Source organism: Bartonella sp. W8167, assembly GCF_016100335.1.
Taxonomy (GTDB): Bacteria; Pseudomonadota; Alphaproteobacteria; order Rhizobiales; family Rhizobiaceae; genus Bartonella; species Bartonella apis.
On sequence record NZ_JACFSQ010000005.1, the window covers coordinates 32,822 to 51,732 of the forward strand.

Genomic DNA, 18,911 nt, shown 5'->3' on the forward strand with positions numbered 1-18,911 from the left:
GCCTTTATGTTTTCCGGTTCTTGCTATTTCCATTTGATTTCATGATGTTATTGAAGTTTTATTGGCACCGCTCTTCAAGCTTTTCTGCTCGCTATCATAAAAATTTTTGACGGCACGAAATTTTATGAAAGCCCCTATCGGAATTTGTGCTGCAAGGTCGATCTGATCTTCAACAAGATTGGCAATAACCGGGTAACCGCCGGTAACAGGCCGATCACGCAAAAACAAAACCGGCTCGCCATTTGCAGGAACTTCGATTGCACCCGTTACTGTGCCTTCACTCGGCAATTCATCGCTTCGCGAGCGTTCAAGATGGGCGTCACTTTGTAATCTTATGCCAATTCTGTTGGAAGCTGCCGTCACTTGCCAGTCTTTTTCAAGAAACATTGCAATTGATTGCTCTGTAAACCAGTCGGTACGCGGCCCCATAACCACATCAAGCACCACTTTATCGCCTGCTTCCGGCAAGGAATAAGGGTCATCAAGCGTCAATAAAACCGGCTGCAAAGCGCTATCATTGGCTATAAAGACCTTGTCACCTGCCACGAGCGGTTTCGGCCCCAAATTGGAAAGACTGTCAAAAGACGCACTTTTTAAAACCGGTTCAACTTTAAAGCCACCACGCAACGCCATATAGCTACGAAAGCCTGTGAATGGCCGCCCAAGAATGATTTCATCACCTTCATCAATAGAGAGCGGTGTGTTTTTTTCAAAAACAAAAACTGTGCCTTTTGCTGTTTTGACAGTAATTGGCAGGTTCGCACCGGTAAAAGCAATAACCGATGGTTGCAATGCTTTTATACGCGCATTCCCATAGGTGAACTCCAGCACAGGTTGTTCAAGAGAATTACCGACAAGCCGGTTGGCATTGGCCATTGCTTTCTGGTCAAGTGCCCCTGAAGGGGAAAGCCCTTGAGAAGATTGGAACAAACGCCCGCGATCTTGAAATGTAACCGGCATCAATGTTGTTAGCAATTTGAAAACCGCATCTACTTGAGGCTTTAGAGTTCTTTCGGTGGCTGATATTCCGTTGTCATGACTACCCGTTTTCCCGATGCCCGTTGTTTTCCCGATTTCTGTTGCTTCGGCTCCACTACCCGTTTTTGTTACACCGGCTTTTTCATTCTGCTCTGCGGCGTTCGTTGAAGCAATGCTCTTTAAAGCTTTGCTACCCGACCTATCCGGCAATAGTTTTCCATCGTCAGGCGAAAAAAAGTTTTGTGATTTTTCCTGTTCGGCAATCTCAATCCTGTCATTTTTCATTTGTTTTTCGGAAAGAGTTCCGACTTTTCCCTTTCGGGATAAGGAAAAGCTTGTCGTCCCTTTGGAATGCGCAGAATAATCTTTTGTCACATCGACAAAATGCACTCTGTCCCCTGGTTTTAGAAGTGAAGGCGGTTCGCGGTCGAGATCAAACATTTTAACATCTGTCCGCCCGATCAATTGCCAGCCACCGGGGCTCGGTTGTGGATAGACACCACCGAATTTTCCTGCAAGTGCAACAGAACCGGCGGGAATAGATTTTCGTGGTGATGTGCGTCTTGGAACATTAAAAATGGGATCGCCACCCGTCAAATAGGCAAAACCGGGAGCAAAGCCACAAAAAGCAACTTGATAATGACTTTCCGTATGACGACGGATAACCTCTTCACGGTCAATTTTTAAATGAGCTGCAACATCGTCGAGATCTTCTCCGTCATAGACAACCGGTATTTCGACAAGTTTGCCGCTTTTTTGTTGTCCTTTTTCGAGTTTCAATCCCGCAATTTGTGTCTCCAATGTGTTTTCATCGGCAAAAGCGGGATCAAACCTGACGAGCAAAGTTCGCGCTGCCGGAATAATTTCGACAATAGCTTGAAAACTTTCTTGAACTTGAAGATTTTCTTGGCCTTGCAGATCTTTCTCTCCGCGCCGAATTTCTTGCTGCAGGCGGTCAAACAAAGCCAATGTTTCTTCAAGATCGGCAAGCTCGATCAGAAAAGCCGAATTATTGACACCAAGAAAGCGCATGGGAAAAAGACACTCCCTCAATCAACAAATGGCTTTAAAGAAACTCCGGCTTTTTCAAGACCGGCTTTGACAGCTTTGGCCATTAATACGGCACTCAGACTGTCGCCATGAAGGCAGATTGACTGTGCATCAAGGCTAATCTCTTTGCCATCAATCGCGGTAATTTTTCCTATCTCGACAAATTTCACCATACGTTCGGCAACGCTAGCGGGGTCACTCAGCACAGCACCTTTTTCGCGGCGGGATAAAAGTGTCCCATCACTCTTATAGGCACGGTCGGCAAAAGCTTCAGCCACCACAACAAGTCCGGCTTCACGCGCAAAAGGAATAAGAGGCGACCCTGCCAAGGCCATAAGAACGAGTGACGGCTCGACCGCTTTGATCGCATTGATAATGGCTTTCGCCTGACGCATATCATGGGCAATTGTATTATAGAGTGCGCCATGCGGCTTCACATATGAAACTTTGGTTCCTGCCGCTTTGGCAAGCCCCATAAGCGCCCCGATCTGATAAATGGCGTCGCCCGTCAATTCACTATCGGTCGGGTCCATATTGCGGCGCCCGAAGCCTACAAGATCACGATAGCCGATATGGGCACCAACGCGCACATTATTCTTCTTGGCCGCCTCGAGTGTGCGTAAAATACCGGCAGGGTCGCCAGCATGAAAACCACAAGCAACATTGGCACTGGTAACAATAGACAACATTTCGCTATCTTCGCCCATTTTCCATGGACCAAAACTTTCACCCAGATCGCTGTTCAAATCAATTGATTTCATTCTAACCTCCCTTTTGCCGAATATAGATTTTTGTTTATTTTATATTGTTGAACAATCTAACTTTGATTGTTAGACATTGCAATCATGTTCTTTCTCAAATAAACTTGTAAATATATTTGGAGGATGTCGAAACGGGAGGATTGCGATTTTGCTATCAGGTTTTATGCATTTCAATTCAAGACTTTGCGCGAGCGCTTGCGCTCGGTTAAAAATCGAGGGGTGGGAAGGATTATGAAAACCGGCAAAGACGAAATATCGCTTGCAGACCAAACAGTCAAAGCGATTGAAACAGGCATTATCAGTGGCCAATATCATCCGGGCGAACATTTAAGCGAAGCAATGCTTGCAAAAAAATTGTCGGTTTCACGGAATACATTGCGGGAAGCATTCCGGATACTCACCAAAAACGGACTTGCCGAATATCGTGCCAATCGCGGTGTTTTTGTGACAGTTCCCGACTTCAATACGATTGTCGATGTTTACAATGCGCGCCGCATTATCGAAGTGGGCGCGGTGCGCAACATGAATTTTCCTCATCCCTCTATCGTTTTGATGGACAAGGTGGTTGAAAAAGCAGAAAAACTTTGTGAAGAAGAAAAATGGCAGGATGTCGGTACTGCCGATATGGAATTTCACCAATTGCTGGTAAGCCTTGGCAACAGTCCGCGGCTTGACCGGTTATTTTCCGAAATCACAATCGAGTTGCGGCTAATCTTCGGTCTGGTTACCGATTTACAATCGCTCCATCAGCCTTTTGTTGCCATGAACCGCGATATCGTCGAAGGCTTAAAAAAAGAAAAGCCGAAAAAAGCTGCACGCCTTCTCAAGGCCTATCTCAAACAATCCGAAAGGATGATTGTCAGAGCCTATAGAGCACTGCAAAAATAACTCCCCCTTCTCTCCGTTCTATTGTTATCTTTGGCTTATCTCTTGCTGAGTGTATTTCAGCTCGTGATTTCACGTCGTGTATCTCACACCGGCATTCTTCACCGTGTTTTTGCGCGCAAGTGCCGGTTATTTTCGCAACCCGTTATTCTGTGCATATTATTTGCGGCATGAAAAATTGAACGTCACATTGCTTTGTAGAATATCGCCTCTCATTGCCGGATAATGTGACAATGGTTTTCACTTCAATTTTGCCTTTGTCCTTTATATATTCTGTTTTATTCAAACTGTTCAGCACTGCTTCCGGAACGGCTTCAAGGCAAATATGGATGTTGCTTTTGTCGAAACGGAGTAGCTCAATGTGTTACTCATGCTAGACCCGTTTTATCATGATAATAAAGGGCGCACCTATGCTTCGAGAAAATATCGCCGATCTTATGGCCTTTATGGTTGTTGCCGAAGAAAAAAGCTTTACCAAGGCAGCCCGCAAGCTCAATATTTCGCAATCGGCTTTGAGCCATTCGATAAAAAATCTGGAAGAACGTCTCCATTTACAATTGTTGCGCCGCACCACACGTTCGGTTGCACCGACCAATATTGGCGAACGGCTTCTCGAACTTTATACGCCCCATCTTGTGGAGATGGAAAGCGAGCTTAAAAACCTTTGCGAGACAATCGACCACCCATCCGGCACAATCCGCATAACCGCGCCCGATTATGCGGCAAAAGCCATTTTATGGCCCAAGCTTTACCCGCTTCTTGCAAAATATCCCGATATTCATCTCGAAATTTCGATTGATTATGCCTTGACCGACATTGTGGCCGAACGTTTCGACGCCGGTGTGCGGCTTGGTGAACAGGTCGAAAAGGACATGATCGCGCTAAAAATCGGGCCGGATTTACGCATGGCAGCTGTCGCCTCACCACAATATCTTGAAAACCATTCCATTCCGGAAACGCCGCGTGATCTTCTTGAACATCAGTGCATCAATCTTCGATTGCCGACATCCGGCGGCTTTTACGTTTGGGAATTTGAAGAAAATGGCCATGAATGTAAAATAAGGGTCGAAGGGCAATTGAGCTTCAACACAATCGATCAGGCATTGGATGCTGCCGAAGCCGGTTTCGGCATCGCCTACACAACCGAAGATGCTGTGGTCGAACGGGTGGAAAGCGGGCGGCTTAAACGCATTCTTGAAAATTATTGCCCGCCATTTCCGGGATATTATCTCTATTATCCGACACGGCGCCAACATACCGCCGCTTTTCAACTGGTTATCGATTGTTTGCGCTATAAAGCTTTATAAGATTATGCGCCCACACATTTTGAATTTCAATTTCCGAGAAGGCCTCTAAAAAGGTTCGTTCCATGCACGATTCCGGTTTTTTCCATCGCGTTTTTCATCCTGTCCGCTAAACCTCCCAGTGTTGCATTGTTGCAGATTTGTTTTCCTGTTTCCCTGATATTTCTACCACCTCCGCCTGAGACTCTTTTTTTATATTGACGACTTAAACTATTTTTTTGACCGATAAACTTCGAGGGCCAAAAATTGGCAAATCAGCTTGTTTTATGAAAATTTTGCATAAAGCCTAGTTTCTTGCGCCCGCTTTCAAAAAAAGTGCTTTTCGGATTAATCTCGATCATAATGAGCGTCCGCGCATAGTCGATCAAAGATAGTGCAACTTTGAAAATGCATTTTTGTCAAAGGGTTTCAAAAAATGGTCAAACGCAACTGGGTAATAACCGGTGTCTCAAGCGGTTTTGGTTATGAAATGGTCAAACAGGTTTTAAGCCACGGCGATAACATATTGGGAACTGTGCGCAAAACGGCACCTGTCGAAGACTTGATTGCCCGTTATCCTGATCAATTTCATGTCGAAATTTTAGATATGAGAGACCGGAAGGCTGTGAAACAACTTGGGCAAAAAGCGGAAGAATTGTTTTCAACAATTGATGTGATTGTCAGCAATGCCGGATATGGATTGTTCGGTGCTGCCGAAGAATTGTCGGATGAAGAAATTGACGATATTATCGCAACCAACCTCACCGGTTCGATCGACTTTATACGTGCCTTCTTGCCCGTTATGAGGAAAAAACAACAAGGGCGCATCATTCAGATTTCTTCCTATGGGGGCGAAGTCGCTTTTGCCGGAAATTCGCTTTATCATGCGACAAAATGGGGCATAGAAGGATTTTGTGACTCGCTTTCACAAGAAATGGCGCCATTCAATATTGGCGTGACCATTGTCGAACCCGGTGGAGCAAGAACCGAATTTCGCTATAAAAGCGCAAAAATTGCCAAGCCTATAAAAGCTTATGACAACACGCCCGCCCATGCTTTCCAGAAAATGCTTGATCGGAAAAATGGCTTAGCCGCAGGGGATCCGGAGCGTATGGCTGCCCGCATTATCGAAAGTGTTGATATAACGCCCGCACCGTTACGTGTAGTGCTCGGCTCAGGTGCTTTAAAAACCACCATCGAGGTTTTAAAAAAACGGCTTGAAGACTTCAAAGAGCAGGAACAACTCGCCGCTTCAACTGATTTTTAAGCGGGATGAAACAGCGCCTTTTATAAAACGGGTAACTGAAGACAATAAAAATCAGTGTCTGAATAATAAAACGGGTGTTTGAATAAAATACCCCCGTTCCTGATTGTCATCGCAATTTTCTTAAATCTCCGGCAAAGCCGACTATAAAGAACTGCCGTTTCAGTCAGAAGAAACATTTTTAGCCAAAAGATCAATTGCGTTCGGCTGAATTGTCGTGTCTTTTTTTTCATGCTGTAACCGTTAAATGATTACGTTTTTCTCACCCCTCAACTAGCAAATCCTTGGCCGAAAGCCCGATCTATTCCGTTCAGCACTATTGTTTGCTATTTTTCTCGTGGTGTATTTTATAGCGTAGTGCAATGACACCCTGACCGGCGTTTTTTGCCTCCAGCAATTCGAGTGACTGGCCGGCGGCCGGATTTTCTGTCACCAAAACCTTTTCTCCCGTTGCACTATTATCCGTGCGAGGTGACCAATCAAATAATGAAGGTGCAGCTTTGCGCCCGTCAATACCGGGATAGATCATCACACTCAATTCATCGATAAGCCCGTTTTCCAGAAATGCTCCGTTAATTGTGCCACCACCCTGCAAAACAATTCGTTTTATATTGAAGAAACGCCCAAGACTTTCCATGGCTTCCACAAGGTCATTTCCGTCCTCACCGGCGAAGACATAGGAAATCCCCAAGCTACGAAGATGTTCCAGATAGGCTTGCGATATTTTTTGGCTCAAAACGACAATAATATTTTCGCCACAAATTCTGTCGCCCTCATATTTTATGCGCCCATGACGATCGACAACAATGCATAACCGTTTTGTTTCACGCTTACCAATAAAAGGTTGCGGGTCAATCACTCTTACAGGATGAGGGTCATTGAATTCCTGCTTTGCAAAATGCCTTTGGACGGTAACGCGCCCCAGCTTTTCCGCGTCGCACTTGAAACTGTCGCTAAGGTCATAATAGGAAATGGTCGTCTCATCATTTTTGCTCCCGTCATAAGGCGCGGACCAATGATCTTCTACGATTTTTCCGTCAATCGATGTCATCATATGGCAAATTATAAAAGGGCGCATGATTTCTCCTGAACATAAAGCGGCCATGAAAGAGCAATGAGATAAGCGAAGGCTCTTTGAAATGTCTTCTTCAGCTATAAACGCGTGAAGCCCCCTCATAAACCGGCCTTTTTTCACAAGGCCTATTAGAAAAATTCATTAATGGAAAAGCGGATTTGCCGGAAAATACGTCTTCTTTAAAAAACGCGCAAAAATAAAAAGCGAACGGATATATGGGGAAAAAAGCACATCATAAGCTTTGAATCCGCGAATGAGCCTCTCTCTTTCTCAAAATTGCTTAACCTTCCTCAGTCCGACGTCTACCTTCCCTTCTCACTCCTTTCGCTTCCCTTTCCCGTTTGTCGTGCGATTTCCCTCTGACAGCCTCATTCCTGACCTTCCCGATGGTCTTCTATCCCCCTCTTCTTTGACATTTTTTTAAAAAATCCCGTTGGTTGTTTTGGCCTATCTTGCAAAAAAAACAAAACTGGAGAATAGTTTCCTTAAAAGGGAAAGTTTTTGCGAAATGATCGGGACGAGCAAACCATTTTCCGTGGTTATCAGGGTGTTGTGCATTTTCGCACTGCTCAACCTCGCCTTCGCCCATAATCGCAATTTTCCGGTTCTACCAAACAGTTTTGAAGCCCACTCGTCTCACCATCATGAAAGCGTTTGGCAGAACCATTCGCATATGGTTTCTGAAGGCGACATTTGCTCGAAAAACGCAACTTCAAAACCGCAAAAATTAAGCAAAAAACACCATAATGACAATTCATGTCATGAACTGGGTGCATGTCATGCCTGCCGCATCGGCGCATCAATGCTCACCCCGCCCGATAGTGTTGAAATCGGCGAACATAATCTTTTTTTGGTCGAGATTTTACTGCCCTATGATGCGGTAACCTTCGGCACGTTTTTTGTAAAATCCAACGCCTCGCCGCGTTCCCCGCCATTGTCACTCATAAGCTGACAAATTCAATAGATCATCACATCGAATTTTTAAAAAAATGGCCGCGTTTTTTGCCGACGTGGCGCAAGTCACTGCTGCTATTTTTTTTGAGTATTCGATTGTAATTGTAAAACCTGTCAGTCTGTTTTTTTCACCTGTCAAAACGCATGGTTTAAAGCCTCACAAAAACGAGGCTCAGAGAATGCCTTTCATGGCAATTCCTGTTTGTTTTCCATGCCTGACAAAGTTTCAATCCACTTTTTTTCATGGATTTTTAAAAAATGGATTCTCTCTTTCAAACCTATAAGCAGTTTTCCGTGCGCTCGGACGCATTAAAATCATCGTCTGCCGCAATTGGTGCCATTGCTTCTCTTTCCACCTTGCTCATCATAATGCCGACGGGCGCAAAAGCCGAAACGGTTGCAAATAACGAGCATAGCACGATAACGCCGATTCAAACCCTGCCAATAAGTCCCGAACAAAAAGAGGCAGCGAAGGCTGCAGAAAAAGAAAACATGGTTCTAAAACCCGTAATCGTTACATCGGCAGCCATGTCTTCACCGGTCACTGTTGTTACCAATCCGAAAGACCCACGCCAGCCTATTCCCGCTTCGGATGGTGCCGATTATCTTAAAACTATTCCCGGTTTTGCAACCATTCGCAATGGCGGCACCAATGGCGACCCCGTTTTTAGAGGCCAATTCGGCTCGCGTCTTAATATTGTCAATGACGGCAGCACGATTATGGGCGCCTGTCCGGGGCGGATGGATAATCCGACATCCTATATCTCGCCTGAAAGCTATGACCGGCTGACGGTTGTGAAGGGGCCTCAAACCGTGCGCTATGGCCCCACCGGTTCGGCGGCAACAATTTTGTTTGAACGCGACCCGCAGCATTTTGACAAACCGACCGTCAAAGGCGATTCCAGCATTGTCATCGGTTCCAATAGCCGTTTTGAATCCCGCCTTGATGGCACTGTCGGGGCACGCCCCGGCTATGTCCGGATTATCGGTAATAAAGCACTTTCCCATGATTATCATGATGGTGATGGCAATATTGTTCCCTCAAAATGGGATAAATGGAATGGCGATATGTTTTTGGGGTTCACTCCAGACGAAAATACATTGTTCGAGCTTTCCGGCGGCGGTGGTGATGGTGAAGCCCGCTATGCAGGCCGCGCTATGGATGGCAGCCAATTCAAGCGGGAATCGCTTGGTGCCAAATTCATCAAAGAAAATATCAATGACCGGCTCACCAAGGTCGACGCGCAATTTTACTATAATTATGCCGATCACATTATGGATAATTTCCGTTTGCGTCACCTTGCGACCAACGCTTTGCCACTGCCAATCGGTGTGACAAATACAGGCAAAACGGGCACCGGTCATATGGGGCATATGTCGGCTATGGGGGCAATGGATACGAACCATATGATGGGAAATGCCATGAGCGGGGGCGGAAATCCGATGACCGGCATGGGTGGCATGAACGGCATAGGTGGCATGAACGGCATGGGCGGAATGGGGGGCATGGGCGCAATGGATATGTCGTCTATACCGATGGAATCGCGCCTTGACCGGCGCACCATGGGCGGCCACTTTACCACCAATTGGGATTTTGGCGATTTATCACTCGTGAGCGGGTTTGATATTCAAACCAACACCCACCGCAAAAGAAAAAGCCGCAATATGATGAGCATTAACGGTTGGGATAAGGATGCGGTATTTTTCAATTACGGGCTGTTCAGCGAAGCAACATGGAGCTTTGCCGAAAATCAACGCCTTGTTTTTGGCGGCAGGCTTGATCGGGCTTCTGTGAAGGATGAGAGAAGCACAAGTCCGACAGATGGCGACAAGCGCGACAGAACATTGCCAAGCGGTTTTCTTCGTTATGAGCGCGACCTCAATCAAATACCGCTTACAACCTATATCGGGCTTGGACATGCCGAGCGTTTCCCTGATTATTGGGAATTGTTTTCTCCCAAACAATCCGACGCTAACTCACTCAATGCATTTGACGGTATAAAGCCCGAAAAAACCACCCAGCTTGATTTCGGTGCGCAATATAGTAGCGAAAATAGCAACATCTGGGCATCCGCTTATGTCGGCCGGATTGATGACTATATTCTCTTCGACTATTCAAGCGGGCAGTCAAAAGCATCGAATGTCGATGCCACCATTATGGGGGGTGAATTGGGGCTTTCCCATCTGTTCTTCGATGTCTGGAAGTTTGATTCAAGCCTTGCCTATTCGTGGGGGAAAAACACCACTGACAATGAAGCTTTGCCGCAAATTCCCCCCTTGGAGGGAAGGCTCGGCCTCACCTATCAAAAAGAAAAATGGAGCATTGGCGGCCTTTTAAGGCTTGTTGCCGATCAACCGCGTATTGCCGAAAATAAAGGCAATGTTGTGGGGAAAGACTTTGATAAAAGTGCGGGCTTTGGTGTTTTTTCTTTAAATGGCAGCTACAAGATTTCAAAAAATGTGGCTTTGACCGGCGGAGTCGATAATCTCTTCAACAAGGATTATTATGAACATCTGAACCGTGATGGCGATGCCGGTTTCGGTTTTCCCGCCCATTATCAAGTGCGAGAGCCCGGACGCACCTTCTGGGCAAAAGCCGATTTCAAGTTCTGAAATCTATTTGTAGAGTTAAGGCAAATAATATCAAACTTTGCCCATTATATTTGAGCTTATGTTGTGAGGCATAATTTTTTAAAAATTATGCCTCATCAAACAACAGAATTGAGTGCCACAGGTATCAAAACCGCCAATTGATGTTTCAAGCTTGACACAAAAATCTTTTTTAACTGCCGAAACGGCAATTTATAGCCTTTCACCTGTCCGGAAATTCCTTGAAGCTTTCTACTGCAAAATATCTTTCTCGACTTAGAACATGGATGACGAGAATAATTTTTGTCCGATATTTACGATTGATTGTGATACGTGCGGCAAAAGCCTGATGGAAAGCGCATAAAATTTATGCGCATTTTTTAAAAGAATTACCCAGTTTAACTTCCGTTTTCCGCACAGAACACTAAAATTTATACATGAAAAATCGCTGACAACAAAACGGATAAAAAGTTTTTCGTGGGTCAACAAATAAAACTATACCAAAATTATCAAAAATAAGTCATAGTCCATTTTTAACAATTTTTACGGTAGCCGTGATGAGCCAACAACCATCCATGAATCCGACAGTTTATGACAGTGAAAAGCCTGCAACTTTTTTGGGACTTTTGCGCTATTCGCGTTTTTTTACCGGCTTCGCTATCATCACGGCCATTATTGCAGCGGCTTTGAGCATTGCGCCCTTCTATGTGATTTCGCTTATTGCCGGCGAGCTTTTGAAACCGACGGTCAACCCGACGAGACTCTGGTATCTTGCAGGTGTTGCAACCGGCCTTGTTCTGCTTAGATGGATATTCGTATCTTTAAGTGACATGCTTGCCCATAAAGGGGCCTTCACCATTCTCTTTACACTTCGAAAAAGAGCAGCCCAAAAACTGGGTGAGGTTCCACTGTCGTTTTTTGCAAGCCAGTCTTCGGGAAAACTCAGGCGCACGCTTTACGATGATATTGACAGTCTCGAAAGCCTTTATGCCCATATTTTACCAAATCTGAGTTCTGCGCCCATTGTATCGCTTTCGGCTCTTATCCTTTTGTTTTTTGCCGATTGGCGGCTTGCCATTATTGTTTTAATCCCCTTGCCGATTGCCTTTTTTGCCCAATGGTGGATGACACGCGGCATGGGCGATGACATGCGTGAATGGATTGGTTTACAGCAAAAAATTTCAGGCGAAATCAGCGAATTTATCCGTGGTGTTAACGTTATCAAAAGTTTCGGTCTCGATACGCGGTCTTTTGGCAATCTTTCAAAGACAATCCATAATGCGGTTGACTGGGCGCATAGTTTTGCTGCCAGAGTGACACGCTCGTTTATGACATTTGCTATTTTACTGCGCGGCAATCTTGTTCTGGTCGCCCCGATCGGAGCCATATTCTATGTAAACGGTTCACTTGACGCGGCTACTTTTGTGTTATTTTTGCTTCTTTCGCCACTGGTGCTTGAACCTTTATTGACCCTTTCAGGGGCACTTCATGAAAAAATGAATCATATCGAAGCGATGGATCATATCAACGAGGTTTTGACTGCAAAACCGCTTATCGAAAGTCACAACAGCAAAACGCCTGAAGGCCCCTATGAAATTGTTTTTGACGATGTCTCTTATAGTTACGGCAAAAGGCTCGCGATCGACCATGTCAGTTTTAGCGCAAAAGCCGATAAAGTTACGGCATTGGTGGGGCCAAGCAGTTCGGGTAAAAGTACACTTCTGAAACTTGTTGCGCGACTTTATGAATTCGACCATGGACATTTAACAATAGGTGGGCTTGATGTGCGCGACTGGCGACTTGACGACCTTCTCGATAAAACCAGCATTGTTTTTCAAGATGTCGTTCTCCTTTATGGCACTGTTGCCGATAATTTGCGCATTGCCAAACCCGATGCGAGTGATGAAGAACTTAAAGAAGCCTGCCGCCTTGCCAAAGCAGACGGTTTCATCGAAGCTCTGCCGCAAGGTTATGATACGCTTCTTCAGGAACGCGGCTCGCAACTTTCCGGCGGCGAACGCCAAAGGCTTTCGATTGCCCGCGCTTTTTTGAAAAATGCGCCAATCCTGCTTCTTGATGAACCGACTTCAAGTCTTGATCCGGAAAATGAAAACCTCATCCACGAAGCTCTCGAAACACTTTATAAAAATCGCACAGTTCTCATTGTCGGCCATCATTTGCAAAATCTCGTTTCTGCCGACAAGATTATTGTGATGGATCATGGCAGGCTAGCGGGCGAAGGCCGCCATGAAGAGCTTTTGAAAAATTGCCCGACCTACCGGATTTTATGGCAAGACCAGCTTTCGGCAGGAGAGTGGTCGCTCGGAGAAGAGGCAGGAGAAGCCGAAGAAAAAACCGGCACCAACGGGCAAGACAATAAAACCCTTTCAAAAAAACAGGATAATTTGGCAGAAAAAGGCGGGCAGTCATGATAATCGATATTTTAACGTCCGGTTTCCGGCTGTCGAAAACGCGCGACAAACAACTCGTTCACGGCATTTTATGGACGATTGTCGAAGGTTTTTTTGCAGCTCTTCCCTTTGTCTTCCTTTTTATGATGTTGACACAGGCCTTTGCCAAAGAGCTGACATTCAAAGCCGCTATTTTCTTCGGGGTCGGCATGGTTTTGAGCTTTTTGTTGCGCATCGGTGCAAGTGCGATAGGTGCACCGAAAATCTATAATGGTGCTTTCACAATGATGGGCGAAGCGCGCCTTAATGTGGCAGAACATTTGCGCAAACTTCCCATGGGGTGGTTCAATAAACAAAGAAGCGGCGACCTTGCAGGAAGACTGACTTCCGATATTACTTTTGTCGAACATATGTGGTCGCATTTCATCCAGCCATTTGTTGCCGGTTTTTCAATGCCGGTTTTCCTGACCATTTTTCTTTTCTTTGTCGACTTTCGTCTGGCAATTGTCATGCTTTGCGGCTTTCCTTTGACTTTGCTTGCCTTGTTATGGACGCTCGCTATGGGAAAAAGCGCAGGTCTGAAACTTGGAAAAGCCAATAGTGCCGTGCAATCGGCTTTGCTTGAATATGTGCAAAGTATCACTGTTATTCGCAGCTTCGGACGTTTCGGCAATAGCTGGAAGAGACTTGTAAAAATTCTCGACAACCAGCGCAATGCATGGTTCCACGCCGAAACGAGAACCTCGCCTTTCCTGTCATGCTTTGGTTTTGTGCTGGAAATGAGCTATATCAGTCTGGTTATTTTCGGCATTTATTGGTTGGCAAACGACAAGCTCACTGTCTCTCAATTGTTGATTTTCCTTATCATTGCATTGCCCGTCTACCGCCAATTATATGAAGTCGGTCAGGCAATGTTGATGTTGCGTCTGGCCAATCGTTCGCTCATACGTATTGAAGCACTGCTTCATGAGCCGACTTTGCCCGAACCCCAACATCCCAAAATGCCGGAAAACTATGAAATCCGTTTCGACCATGTGGGGTTCAGCTATGATAAAAAAGAAGCAAATAACAAAGAAGAAGCGGGCAACGCAAAAGAAGCGAATAACAAAGTCCTTGATGATATTTCATGTACGATCAGGCCGCAGGAATTGACGGCAATCGTTGGCCCGAGCGGCGCCGGCAAGACAAGTTTTGTCCACCTTATCGCACGTCTTTGGGAAAGAACGGAAGGTAAAATCACCATCGGCAATATCGACCTTAAAGACATAGGGACCGAAAATCTTCATCAGTTGATCGGCATGGTGTTTCAGGATGTGCTTCTCTTTTCCGGAACGGTCTCTGACAATATCAAAATTGGCAAGGAAGATGCGAGCCGTGAAGAAATCATCGAAGCGGCAAAACAGGCCGAGGCGCACCAATTTATCATGGCATTGCCGGAAGGTTATGACACTGTACTTGACGAGCATGGCAGCTCGCTTTCGGGTGGCGAACAGCAGCGCATATCCATTGCCCGCGCTTTCTTGAAAAACGCCCCGATATTGCTTCTTGATGAAGCAACCGCAAGCCTTGACCCGTCGGCGGAAGCAGAGATCCAACGTGCCATGAATGCATTGACCAGAACCCGCACAGTCGTGGTCATTGCCCACCGGCTGAACAGCATTCGTCGGGCCGACCATATCATCGTTCTGAAAAATGGGAAAATTGTTGAAGAAGGAACCCATGATACGTTGGTAAAAGCCGATGGCCTCTATCAAAAATTATGGAACAACCAGAATAAAGCGCGTGGAGTGTCGCCTCATAACGCAGCCATTCTGAATTGATCCTAAGGCAAACAAAAAGCGAAACCAGCAGCTGCCAATCACACTCGAAATTTCACGCTTTTCCGGCTGGAAGAGCTGATCTTCAAGCCTCGTTCCCGAGAATTGCCAAATGCAACAGCACGCTCTTTGCGGGAAAGAATGCGGTAGTTTGCCCTTTATGCGAAAATTGGAGAGCACGCTTTGTATAGAAAAATTACACGTCACCTTATCCGCCAACAGGCGCAATTTGAAGGAACTCACTATTTCCTGGAATGGCCGGTCATCCAAGGATAAGCACTGTTCATTCTGGCAAACTTCCAGCAATCCGGTAAACGACATGAAAACCTGATTGACAGAGATGAATATTTTCTTCAATACCGGTTTACTAAAAACTTGACTATTATATTCATTATTATTCATCTATACTTTTAAAACCAAAAAAAACAATCGGTGCGGGAGCTTAAGAGATGGAAAAGACAAAAAACAGGAATGCGGCTGAACTCACGCCGGAAAACCACATGGACGGGATGGAGCGTCTTGAACTAACGGTCAACCGGATTTATGAACCTTTTTCCCACCTCGTCCGCCTGACCGGAACAATCAACCCGACAAACCCGATTGAATGGCAACAGGCAAATGTTGCCGTGCGTTTCGAGATAGGCGAAACCGGTCAAGGCCGCAAGGTTTACCGGATTTATACAATCCGTTCTTTTAATCCCGCGACACATGAAATCGAAGTCGATTTTGTCAAACATGAAGGGGAAAGCCCCGCTATCAATTGGCTTCAAAGTTTGAAAGCCGGATCTCATGCTTATTTGATTGGTCCACGCCCGCAATTTTCAACGGAAGAATATAAAAATAAAAAGCTGAAGCTCTATGCTGATGAAACCGCCATTCCGGCCATTTTTTCCATTCTTTCCCATTGGCCGGAAAATACCGAAGCCGAAATCTATATCGAATCCGCAACGGCAGAAGCAGCCGATGAACTCCCCGATATAAAGGGGGTCAAAAAACATATCTATGTGCGAAAGGAAGAAGAATATCCGGGGCAAACCGGTTTTCTTGTTCACTCGGCTGAAAAGATTAGCTCCGCAGAAGGTTGCTCCATCTGGATTGCCTGTGAACGCGAAGAAGCCCGTGCAATCAGGAAACATTTCATGGAGAACTGCAATGTGAAAAAGCAGAATATCAAAGCCGTCGGATACTGGCGCCGTGGGCTTGCCAGCTCGGAAATAGAGAAAATTCGCGGCAAATATTATAACGAACTTATTGCACAGGGAAAAACCGAAAAAGATTTTGATGAATTCGACATTCCGGCTTGATCGGTGGCGAGACTAACACTGGAACACCTGTAGTCACGAGATTTCCCCAGCCGCTGAAGAGCGACCGATAATAAATCCCCGACGTTTGAAAGGTGAGCGGTAACAAATATAAGTTTAAAAAAGCCGGTATGTCGCCGGTGCCGGCTTGAAAAACTGAGTTATTAAACTGTTTTTAAAAATTGCCCTGCTTTTATCGACTGTCAAAGAGGTGAAAGGAATTGGATTTTTCTTGTCCCCTTTTTATTCTCATACCCAGCCCCCAAAAATCACACTCGTAAAAACCGGCCTCTATCACTTTTCAAGAGCTGACTTTTCTTCGAGAGCATACTCCTTCTTGAGTAGATCGGTATTTTATTCAAAAACTGGCGCTATGCGTTGATGAGCGCCTGTCTGCTTAGCCAAATGCGGAACACAGATATTTTTTAACCTGTTTTTGAAAGCTTGGCTTCTGGCCGCAAAAAATCATAAAACATTATGGAAAATGCCTTAAAACCGGATTTGCTTTTAAAAATATTCATTTTTATAATTTTTATAATAATTACTCACATATTTTCAACTATAAGCCTATTTATAGTTCATATATGCAAATTTTAATCTAAAATAAATTGACGTTTTAGTTTTCTTCAGCCTTATTATTTACCAACCAACATTTACCGCACACGTATTGGGAGGAGAAAACAATGACGTGGATGCAGAATTATGTTCCGGTTGGCAATCTATGGTTATCTGCACTGATTGCCGCAATACCGATAATCTTTTTCTTTCTGGCTTTGACACTTCTTCGTTTGAAAGGACATGTCGCCGGTACAATTACCGTTATCCTGTCATTTTTAATTGCCGTTTTTGTCTATGGCATGCCGATTGGACCGGCAATTTCATCCGCCATCTACGGGTTTTTCTACGGTTTGTGGCCGATTGCATGGATTATCGTTGGCGCGGTGTTTCTTTATAAAATTTCGGTTGTCACAGGTGACTTCAATATTGTGCGACATTCCATTTTGGGGATTACCGAAGACCAGCGCCTACAGCTCATTCTGGTGGGTTTTGCTTTCGGTGCTTTCCTTGAAGGCGCTGCCGGTTTCGGTGCACCGGTTGCCATTACTGCTGCCCTTCTTGCAGGGTTAGGCTTTCGCCCGCTTTATGCGGCCGGTCTTTGTCTTATTGCCAATACTGCTCCGGTTGCTTTCGGCGCTATGGGAATTCCGATTATTGTTGCCGGACAGGTTTCAAATATCGATCCGTTTTTGTTAAGCCAGATGGCTGGACGGCAATTGCCGTTTCTTTCGGTATTTGTTCCCTTCATGCTCGTAATTATCATGGATGGCTGGCGCGGTGTCCGTGAAACATGGCCAGCTGTACTTGTTGGTGGTGGCACATTTGCAATTGTCCAATTCCTGACTTCCAATTATTTCGGGCCCGAATTGCCTGATATTACAGCTGCTATTGCAACACTCGTTGTTTTGCCGCTTTTCTTGCGCCTCTGGCAGCCAAAACGCATTTTCCGTTTTGACGAAAGCGAAGCTGCCCCCAAAGAAGAAATTCCCCATTATTCAACGGGAGAAATTATCAAGGCATGGTCGCCTTTTATCATATTGACAATTTTTGTTATGGTTTGGAGCATTGCGCCTTTCAAAAAACTTTTTGCCAAAGGCGGGGCGCTCGAAAGCTGGGTGTTAAGTTTCGACGTATCATTCCTCAATAATATTATAGTCAAAACCGCGCCTATTGTTGCAACCGATTCCAAAATCAGCGCTGTTTATAAATTCGACTGGTTTTCAGCCACAGGCACCGCAATTATCCTTGCAGCTGTCGTCAGTACTTTTGTTTTAAAAATGCGTCCCGCTCGCGCCATTGGCGTTTTCGGCATGACGCTGAAAGAACTTGCCCTTCCGATTTATTCGATCGGTATTGTTCTTGCTTTTGCTTTTATTGCCAATTATTCGGGGCTTTCTTCCACTTTGGCACTGGCTTTGTCACAGACGGGCAAAAGTTTTACGTTCTTCTCACCATTTCTCGGCTGGCTTGGCGTTTTTGTGACCGGTTCGGATACGTCTTCCAACGCTCTGTTCGGTGCCTTGCAAGCAACAACAGCCCATCAGATCGGCGTTTCCGATGTTCTGCTTGTTGCAGTCAACAGTACGGGCGGCGTTACCGGCAAGATGATTTCGCCGCAGTCGATTGCAATTGCCTGTGCGGCTGTCGGACTTGTCGGGAAAGAATCCGACCTCTTCCGCTATACTGTCAAATATTCGCTGGGGCTTTGTGCCATTGCCGGTATTATGACAACGCTTCAGGGATATGTTCTTCCGTGGATGATCCCGTAATATTGATTTTACTTTTACCGGATGTTTCCTGTTTAAATAAAAAGAGTGAAATATTCCACACCAATAGAACAGGCACCGTGGAATATTCACTCGCATTTCCTGAAGTAATAAGCACAATAGATGTGACTGATCTTCCGCAAAAATGCGTTTAACTGGAAATATAATTTCTTTCATAAGGCACTTTTTTGGCAACCACTTTGCCGGATTTGTAACGGA

At 45.3% G+C, this 18,911-nt stretch carries 12 protein-coding genes; 9 read left to right on the plus strand and 3 right to left on the minus strand.

The window, feature by feature from the left end:
• Positions 1-39 precede the first annotated feature (39 nt).
• Together pxpB and H3V12_RS10820 are read right to left on the minus strand one after the other, a co-directional pair.
• Entirely contained in the window at positions 40-2,010 is a 1,971-nt protein-coding gene (pxpB, locus tag H3V12_RS10815) for a 5-oxoprolinase subunit PxpB (protein ID WP_198214669.1), read from the minus strand.
• 17 nt (positions 2,011-2,027) lie between these two features.
• Entirely contained in the window at positions 2,028-2,789 is a 762-nt protein-coding gene (locus tag H3V12_RS10820) for a 5-oxoprolinase subunit PxpA (protein ID WP_198214670.1), read from the minus strand.
• A 123-nt stretch (positions 2,790-2,912) separates the two neighbouring features.
• Between H3V12_RS10820 and H3V12_RS10825 the strand changes: the two genes are divergently transcribed.
• The 3 genes from H3V12_RS10825 (at position 2,913) to H3V12_RS10835 (ending at position 6,224) form a co-directional block, all read left to right on the plus strand.
• A complete protein-coding gene (locus tag H3V12_RS10825) occupies positions 2,913-3,677 on the plus strand; it encodes a GntR family transcriptional regulator (protein WP_198215820.1) in 765 nt (254 codons plus the stop codon).
• Positions 3,678-4,084: 407 nt separating this feature from the next.
• Entirely contained in the window at positions 4,085-4,981 is an 897-nt protein-coding gene (locus H3V12_RS10830; RefSeq protein ID WP_198214672.1) for a LysR family transcriptional regulator, read from the plus strand.
• A 412-nt stretch (positions 4,982-5,393) separates the two neighbouring features.
• Positions 5,394-6,224: an SDR family oxidoreductase gene (locus H3V12_RS10835; RefSeq protein WP_198214673.1), complete on the plus strand. Its 831-nt coding sequence runs from the start codon at positions 5,394-5,396 to the stop codon at positions 6,222-6,224.
• A gap of 313 nt (positions 6,225-6,537) precedes the next feature.
• Here the strand turns inward: H3V12_RS10835 and H3V12_RS10840 are convergent, their stop codons facing one another.
• Positions 6,538-7,299, minus strand: coding sequence for a dihydrofolate reductase family protein (locus H3V12_RS10840; RefSeq protein WP_198214674.1), 762 nt, complete (start codon positions 7,297-7,299; stop codon positions 6,538-6,540).
• A gap of 505 nt (positions 7,300-7,804) precedes the next feature.
• On the opposite strand from H3V12_RS10840, the gene H3V12_RS10845 reads away from it, so the two are divergent.
• From H3V12_RS10845 to H3V12_RS10870, 6 genes are all read left to right on the plus strand, one after another.
• Positions 7,805-8,248 carry a hypothetical protein gene (locus H3V12_RS10845; RefSeq protein ID WP_198214675.1) on the plus strand — a complete coding sequence of 148 codons (444 nt, stop codon included), beginning with the start codon at positions 7,805-7,807 and terminating at the stop codon, positions 8,246-8,248.
• 494 nt (positions 8,249-8,742) lie between these two features.
• Positions 8,743-10,863 (plus strand): TonB-dependent copper receptor, encoded by a 2,121-nt coding sequence (locus tag H3V12_RS10850; protein WP_246787567.1) that lies wholly within the window; start codon positions 8,743-8,745, stop codon positions 10,861-10,863.
• 533 nt (positions 10,864-11,396) lie between these two features.
• Positions 11,397-13,271 (plus strand): ABC transporter ATP-binding protein, encoded by a 1,875-nt coding sequence (locus tag H3V12_RS10855; protein ID WP_198214677.1) that lies wholly within the window; start codon positions 11,397-11,399, stop codon positions 13,269-13,271.
• Positions 13,268-15,070, plus strand: a complete 1,803-nt coding sequence (locus H3V12_RS10860) for an ABC transporter ATP-binding protein (protein WP_198214678.1) — start codon at positions 13,268-13,270, stop codon at positions 15,068-15,070. The genes H3V12_RS10855 and H3V12_RS10860 overlap by 4 nt, the downstream gene beginning before the upstream one ends.
• A gap of 446 nt (positions 15,071-15,516) precedes the next feature.
• Positions 15,517-16,371 (plus strand): siderophore-interacting protein, encoded by an 855-nt coding sequence (locus tag H3V12_RS10865; protein ID WP_198214679.1) that lies wholly within the window; start codon positions 15,517-15,519, stop codon positions 16,369-16,371.
• A gap of 680 nt (positions 16,372-17,051) precedes the next feature.
• Positions 17,052-18,695, plus strand: coding sequence for a lactate permease LctP family transporter (locus H3V12_RS10870; protein WP_198214680.1), 1,644 nt, complete (start codon positions 17,052-17,054; stop codon positions 18,693-18,695).
• Positions 18,696-18,911 lie beyond the last annotated feature (216 nt).